Genomic DNA, 7419 nt, shown 5'->3' on the forward strand with positions numbered 1-7419 from the left:
TCGCAGCCGGGGCGGTCGACGCCCCGCCCCAAGGCTTCTCCCCCGGCGCCGCGCGCACCGGCAACCGGCCCCGGATTCGCTCGTGCGAACGGTTTTGCGCCTCATTCCCCGCGCGGGGGGCGGCGTTCGTGCTATTGGCGGTCCGGCGGGCCGGAGCGGGACGCCGATGATCACCCGTCCGGGTGAGGCCGCGGGCGTCCGAGGGCGTCCCGCGGGCTGAGAATTGTCACGGCGGACCGGTGTGCGAGCACACTGCCCCGGCCACCGGGCCCGCGACCACCATGGATGCCATGACCTCCACCGAACTGCCCGACCCCGACGCCTCGGTCGGCCCGCGAGCACCGGCCGGACGTCGCCCTGCTGGACGTCGAGATGCCCGGACTGGACGGCCTGGCGGCCGCCGCCGTGCCGGCCCAGGAGGCGCCGTGGTGCCGGGTCGTCATCCTCACCACCTTCGGCCGGGCCGGCTACCTGCGCCGGGCCATGGAGGCGGGCGCGGTCGGCTTCGTGGTCAAGGACGCCCCGGCCGAGGCGCTCGCCGACGCCATCCGGCGGGTGACGGCGGGGGAGCGGGTGGTGGACCCGGAGCTGGCCGCCGCCACCCTCGCCGCCGGCGCCTCCCCGCTCACCGCCCGCGAACGCGACGTGCTGAACACCTCCCGCTCCGGCGCGGGCGTTGCTGGGATCGCGGCGAAGCTCTACCTGTCCGAGGGCACCGTGCGGAACTACTTCTCCGCCGCCATCGCCAAGACCGGCACCCGCAACCGCACCGAGGCCCTGCGGGTCGCCGACGAACGCGGCTGGCTCTGACGATGCCGGCCTCGTAGCCCTATCGTGGTGCTCGGCGCGCGAACCACCCAGGGAGGCCGGGCACGTGATCGTCGAACGGATGCGGGTGCACGCCGGGCTGCTGCCCGTGGACGGGCCGGGCGGGCCGGACGACTGGCCCTGGACGGTGCCCTGCGTGCGCGCGCTGCTCGGCCCCGGCATCCGGCTGCCCGCGCCCGTCACCTTCCTGGTCGGCGAGAACGGCTCCGGCAAGTCCACCCTCGTCGAAGGACTGGCCGAGGCCTTCGGGGTCGACGCCTACGGCGGCCGCGCCGGGGCGCGCTACGCCGCCCCGCGCGAACCCGGCGCCGTCGGGCGGTACCTGCACCTCGACTACACCGAGCGCGGGCGGGCCATGGCCGCCGGCCCGCGCTCGCGCCGACGCGGCTTCTTCCTCCGCGCCGAGACCGCGATGCGGATGATGGCGGAGAAGCAGGGGCGCGGGACCTACTGGCAGGAGCGCACCGACCTCATGAGCCACGGCGAGGGCTTCCTCACCGTCTTCGCGGCGATGTTCCGCGAACCGGGCCTCTACCTGCTCGACGAGCCCGAGGCGGCACTCTCCTTCACCTCCACGCTGGCCCTGGTCGGCCTGCTGCACGACCTCGGCCGCACCGGCGCCCAGGTCGTCTGCGCCACCCACTCGCCGCTGCTCGCCGCCACCCCCGGCTCGGCCGTCCTGGAGGTCGGCGAGCACGGGGTGCGCACCGCACGCTGGCAGGACCTCGCGCTCGTCGACCACTGGCGCCGGTTCCTGGAGCGGCCCGAGGCCTACCTGCGCCACCTCGGCTGAGGCACTGTCCGACCGGTCTGCCAGGATCCCGCCCATGGATCTCTCCGCCGCCCTCGCCGGCCTCGACGCCCACCCCTGGGCCACCGTCCACCACGCCTACGGCCCCGCCGAGGACCTGCCCGAGCTGCTGCGCGCCTTCGCCGAGGGCGGCGAGGACGCCGAGGAGGCGCTGGACGAGCTGTACGGCTCGATCGTGCACCAGGGCACCGTGTACGCCGCCAGCGTCGACGCCGCCCCGTACCTGGCCCGGATCGCCGCCGCCGGGCGGCAGACCGTCGACGCCCTGCGGCTGCTCGGCTCGCTCGCCGAGAGCGAGGACGAGTGCGGCGTCGAGCCGGGCGCCGTCCGGGCCGCCGTCGCGGCCCAACTGCCGCTGCTGATACCGCTGCTGGCCGACGAGGACGCCGCCGTTCGGCAGGCGGCCGGCTGGACGGTCGGCCGGACCCGGGACACCGGCACCGCGCTGCCCGCCGTCCGGGCCCGCTGGGCGGTCGAGACCGAGCCCGCCGTCCGGGCCGAACTCCTCACCGCCCACAGCTGGTTGGACCGTACGGGCGCCGCCGCCGAGGCCCGCGCCCGGCTCGGCGCGGACACGCCCGCGCCGGTGCGCCTGGCCGCCGTGTTCGCCGCGCTGGACGCCGAGGAGCCGTGGCTCGCCGCGCACCACGACGCCGTCCTCGGCCTCCTGCCCGCCCGCGAGACGGCCCGCTCCGGCCACGCGCACGAGCACCAGGAGCCGCTGCGCACGATCGTCGGCACCCTGCTGCGGCGCGGCACGGACACCGACCGCGAGAACGCCCTCGCCCTGCTGGACGCCGCCCTGCGCGACGACCGTGACGCGGTGCGGGCCGAGGCGCTGTGGGCGGCCGACCACGCCTGCACCGTCTCCCGCAGCGCCCCGCGCCGGCTGGTCCCCGCGCTCGCCGCGCTCGCCGCCGACTCGACGGCCGCCGGGCTGCTCGGCAAGCTCGGCCCGGCCGCCGCCGAGGCCGCGCCCGTCCTCGCCGAACTCGCCGCGCGGCCGGACGACGAGACGGCCGACCAGGCCCTCGCCGCGCTGCTCACGGTGGCCCCCGAGGTGGCGGCCCCGCTGCTGGCCCGCGCCCTCGGCCGGCGCCCGCGCGCCAGGGGGCGGGCCTCCGACGTGGCCGTCCCGTTCGACCCGGAGCTGTTCGCCGCCGTCCGGGCCCGACTGGCCGCCAAGGCACTGGAGCGTCCCGAGGGGTGCAAGGACTGCGGGTGCTCGACGATCGAGGAGCACAACGACATCGCCGGGCTGGTCCACCTGCTGCGGCGGTGGGGCCCGGCCGCCGTCGAGGCGCTGCCCGAACTGTGCGCGGTCCTGCCCCGGTTCCAGTACGCCGCCACCGCGGTCACCGCCGTCGCCGCCGGGGCCGGGCCGGAGCTGCGCGAGCGGACGGCCGCCGCGCTGCGGGCCGACGCCGGGAAGCTGCCCGTGGCGAAGGCGCTGCACGAGCTGACCGGCGAGACCGGCCCGCTGTTCGCCGCCGCCGAGGCGGAGCTCGCCACCGGTTCGCGCGACGCCGCCGAGGCCGCTCGCGCCCTCGCCGAGCTCGGCCCGGCGGCCGCAAGCCTCGCCCCGGTCCTGCGGACGGCGCTCGGCCGCCGCATCGAGCGGGACACCACGCCGGAGGTGGACACCGACCTCGCGCTGGCGCTCGCCCTGTGGCGGATCACCGGGGAGGCGGCCGAGGTCGTCCCGGTGCTGGACTCGGTGTTCGACCGTTGCGGCGGCCGGCAGTGGTTCCGCTGGACGGCCTCCCGCGCCGCCCGCGGCGTCGCCCTGCTCGGCCCGGCCGGGCGCCCGCTGACCGCCCGGCTCGAAGCCCTGCTCGACGACCCGGACCAGGCACCCTCGGCCGTCCTCGGGCTGCTCGCCGTCGCCGACCCGGCCGGCCTCGACCGCGCCCGGCTCGCCGAGGCGGCGCTGCGCTCGGCCGAGACCCGGGCCGACCTCAAGGGCGCCGCCGAGGCGCTGCGGGCGCTCGGCGCCGCCGCCCTGACGCCGGAGCAGCGCGGCCGGCTGGCCGAACTCGCCACCGGGGACCGCCGCCTGGTGGTCTCCGGGTCCGACAGCACGATGATCCGGGAGGACGAGGAGCTGCGCGCCGCGCTGGCGGCCGTCCTCGACTGAGGCGTGCGAAGGCGCCGGAGCCCGAGCGGGGTCCGGCGCCTTCGACGGCTTTCGGACGCCTCAGCCCACGCGCAGGACGAGCTTGCCGGTGTTCTCCCCGCGGAACAGCATCCCGAGGGCCGCCGGGAAGTCGTCCACGCCGCCGTCGACCACGTGCTCCTTGACCTTGATCAGCCCCTCGCCGATCCAGCCGGCGAGCTCCCGGGTGGCCTCGGGGTAGCGGCGCGCGAAGTCGAAGACGATGAAGCCCTCCATCCGGGCCCGGCGCACCAGCAGCGACAGGTAGTTGGACGGGCCCTGCACGGCGGTCTCGTTGTTGTACTGGCTGATCGCGCCGCACACCACGACCCGGGCGCGCATCGCCAGCTTGGTCAGCGCGGCGTCCAGGATCTCGCCGCCGACGTTGTCGAAGTACACGTCGATGCCGCCCGGGGCGTGCGCGTGCAGCGCCTTGCGGACGTCCTCGGCGCGGTAGTCGATCGCCGCGTCGAAGCCCAGCTCCTCGGTGAGCAGCGCGCACTTCTCCGGCCCGCCCGCGATGCCGACGACCCGGCAGCCCTTCAGCTTGGCGATCTGCCCGACCACGGTGCCGACCGCCCCGGCGGCGCCGGAGACGACCACGGTGTCGCCCTCCTTCAGCGCGCCGACCTCCAGCAGCCCGAAGTAGGCCGTCAGCCCGGGCATGCCGAGCGCGCCGAGGTAGGTGGAGGGAGCGGCCAGCGCCGGGTCGACCCGGATCACGCCGCGCCCGTCCGACACCGCGTACTCCTGCACCCCGAAGCCGCCGGACACGAGCTCGCCGACCTGGAACTCGGGGTGGTTGGACGCGACGACCTCGACCACCGAGCCGGCCCGCATCACCTCGCCGATCGCGACCGGCGGCAGGTACGAGGGCCGGTCGTCGAGCCAGCCGCGCATCGCCGGGTCCAGCGACAGGTAGCGGGTGCGGCCCAGGAACTCCCCGTCCCCGGGCACCGGGACGGGCTCGGTGACGTGCGCCCAGTCCTCGGGCCGCACCTCCCCGACCGGCCGGCGGGCGAGGCGGATCTGGCGGTTGACGGCGGTCATGGCGTCTCCTGACGGTGGTCGCACGGCGGGCCCACGGGCCCACGGCCCTGAGCCGGACGCCGCCGATTCTAAGCAAGCGCTCAGTCATCTGACCAGCCGCTCATATGTGTGGTCGGTTCCCCGCCCGCTCCCGTGCCCAGGCGACGAACTCGTCCACCACCGGGTAGTGCGTCTCCACCTCCGCCAACAGCCCCTCCAGCTCCGCCGGCGAGGCGTCGTCGACCCGCAGCAGCACCCGCGCCCAGCCCGGCGGGCGGCGACTGCTGAACGCGAACCCCGGGTGCTCCAACTCCGCCTCCAGCGCCCGGCGGTCCAGCAGCCGCCGCATCGCCGGGACGGTCTCCGTCCGCAGCAGCTCCACCAGCTCCTCGCCCGTGTGGTGGAGGTGCACCGGGCCGCCGTACGCCCACATCGCCTCGCACGCGGCCTCGCCCGGCGCCCAGGCGACGTGCTCGGGAGGAGGCACCCGCCAGTCGATCAGCGCGCCCGCGCCGCTCGGCAGCGGGGGCCGCTCCGCCGCCCGGTACGTCCACGCCCAGGCCGTCGCGGGCACCACGGCCACCCGCACCTCGAACACCGTCCGCGCGGGATCGACCCGGAACTCCTGGAACTCCAGGACCGCGCAGTCCCCGTTCGCCGCCGTCAGCCGGAACGTCAGGCCCTTGCGGGTCAGCCCCTCCGCCGCCGTGCACGGCTCCACGTACCGCCGGAGCCAGGCCGAGAGCGTGATCATCCGTACTCCTTCCACAGATCGCCGCCATCATGGCGTGACCCACTGACAACCCCGCCCCCGGCCAGGGCTGTCCGACCGTGTTCCCGGCGAAGTACCCTGCGGGGAAAGGAGCGTGGACCGGCGTGCGGACCAGGGGGAGGACGCGTGTCCAGTGAGGTGTTCCGGTTTCCCGGGCTGCGGGCGCACGACCCGGACGGCCTCGGCGGCTTCCGACTGGTCGCGCGGCTCGGCGAGGGCGGCATGGGGCAGGTGTTCCTCGCCCTCTCGCCCGGCGGTCAGCCGGCCGCCGTCAAGGTGATCCGGGACGAGTTCGCCCGGGACGAGGAGTTCGGGCACCGCTTCGCCCGCGAGGTCGCCGCCGCGCAGCGCGTCCGCGGCGCCCACCTCGCACCGCTGCTGGACGCCGACCCCCGGGCCGAACGACCCTGGCTGGCCACGGCGTACGTCGCCGGTCCCTCGCTGCGCGACCTGGTGGTCGACCACGGCGCACTGCCGCCCGGGCAGGTGCTGCTGCTCGCCTGGGGCATCGCCCACGCGCTCGCCGACATCCACGCCGCCCGGGTCGTGCACCGCGACCTCAAGCCCGGCAACATCCTGCTGGACGAGAGCGGCCCGAAGGTCATCGACTTCGGCATCGTCAAGTCCCTGGCCCAGTCGGTCACCTACCGCAGCCGGTCGACCCGGGTCGGCACCCCGCTGTACATGTCCCCCGAGCAGGCCATGGGACGGACCGTCGGCGAGGCCTCCGACGTCTTCGCGCTCGGCTCCACGCTCTACTACCTCGCCACCGGCCGGGAGGCCTTCGGCGCCGACAACGAGTGGGCCGTCGCCCACCGCATCGTCGCGGACGAACCGGACCTCGGCGCGCTCGCCGACCCGCTCGGCCCGCTGATCGCGACCTGCCTGCGCAAGGACCCGGCGCAGCGGCCCAGCGCGGCGGTCGTGCGGGAGTGGTGCGAGGAGGCGCTCGGCGACGCGCTCGGACCGGGCGCGTGGATGGGCATCACCGGCGCGCGGGCGGCGATCCGGGCGCGCACGGGGGCGCTGCACGCCCTCGCGACGGAGGGCGGCGGCAGGGGCGCCGCGCCCGGTCCCGTTGGGGGGAGCGAGGACGAGACCGTCCGGGGGAGCGAGGACGAGACCGTCCGCAGGGTGTCGAGGACGAGACGCGCGCCCGAGCCACCCCCGGTCGGCGGCCTCGACGACACGCCGCCGGTCGTGCCGGACCGGCCTGACCGGACCCGGGCCCGGGCCGCCGTCATCATCGTGGCGGAGGCCCTGGCAGCGGCCGGGGCGCTCGCCCGGGCGACCCAGCTGCCGATCGCGGAGGAGTTCTGGAAGTCCAAGGCCACCGGCACCGAGGTGGCGCGGTTGAGGTACCAGGTCGACCTCGGCCACCTGTGGGATTCGGTGCCGAGCGGGGTGCCGGACGTCAACTCGGACTGGGTGCTGACCCCGGTCGCCGTCGTCGGCACGGCGGCCGTGTGCGTCCTCGCGGCGCTGTCCGCGCTGTCGCTGGCGAAGGGCGCGGCCCCACGCGCCTTGGGAGCGGCGGCGGCCGGGATCGGTTGCCTGTGGCTCCTGCTCGCCGGGATCGTCGGGGGGTTCGTCCTCCTGATGACCTTCGGCATGGAGCAGACCGACGACAATCCGGCCTACAAGGTCCGCGAAGTCCTGCTCGCCGGCGGCTGGTTCCTGACGACGGCGAACGCCCTGGCGGCGGACGCGCTCCGCCGGGCCGTGACGCACAGGCCGAGGCCCCCGGCCGGGGCCGGCCGGGCAGCGTCCTGGGCGGGGCGGTGGGCGAGCGGACGGTGAACTCCGCCCGCCCGCCCGCCGCGG

The 7419-nt window shown here is 76.4% G+C and carries 5 protein-coding genes and 1 pseudogene; 4 read left to right on the forward strand and 2 right to left on the reverse strand.

All coding sequences use genetic code 11. The features are described 5' to 3' along the window. Window positions 1-327: 327 nt before the first annotated feature. The 3 genes and pseudogenes from AB2U05_RS36250 to AB2U05_RS36260 all read left to right on the forward strand — a co-directional run. A pseudogene (locus AB2U05_RS36250) lies at window positions 328-810 on the forward strand (response regulator); the annotation flags it as partial. Window positions 811-874: 64 nt separating this feature from the next. Beyond that, window positions 875-1621: an AAA family ATPase gene (locus tag AB2U05_RS36255; RefSeq protein ID WP_078860655.1), complete on the forward strand. Its 747-nt coding sequence runs from the start codon at window positions 875-877 to the stop codon at window positions 1619-1621. Between the two features lie 34 nt (window positions 1622-1655). Next, window positions 1656-3776, forward strand: coding sequence for a hypothetical protein (locus AB2U05_RS36260; RefSeq protein ID WP_369185670.1), 2121 nt, complete (start codon window positions 1656-1658; stop codon window positions 3774-3776). A gap of 60 nt (window positions 3777-3836) precedes the next feature. Here AB2U05_RS36260 and AB2U05_RS36265 read toward each other — a convergent pair whose 3' ends face one another. Next, window positions 3837-4844: an NADP-dependent oxidoreductase gene (locus AB2U05_RS36265; RefSeq protein ID WP_369185671.1), complete on the reverse strand. Its 1008-nt coding sequence runs from the start codon at window positions 4842-4844 to the stop codon at window positions 3837-3839. 100 nt (window positions 4845-4944) lie between these two features. Next, complete coding sequence (locus AB2U05_RS36270; protein ID WP_369185672.1) at window positions 4945-5577, reverse strand: hypothetical protein; 633 nt, start codon at window positions 5575-5577, stop codon at window positions 4945-4947. Between the two features lie 144 nt (window positions 5578-5721). Here AB2U05_RS36270 and AB2U05_RS36275 point away from each other — a divergent pair, with 144 nt between their 5' ends. Continuing rightward, the gene (locus tag AB2U05_RS36275) at window positions 5722-7395 is read left to right on the forward strand and encodes a serine/threonine-protein kinase (protein ID WP_369185673.1); all 1674 of its coding nucleotides are present in this window, start codon (window positions 5722-5724) and stop codon (window positions 7393-7395) included. The last annotated feature ends 24 nt before the right edge of the window (window positions 7396-7419 follow it).

It is taken from the genome of Streptomyces sp. Y1 (genome assembly GCF_041053115.1).
Taxonomy (GTDB): Bacteria; Actinomycetota; Actinomycetes; order Streptomycetales; family Streptomycetaceae; genus Kitasatospora; species Kitasatospora rubellomurina.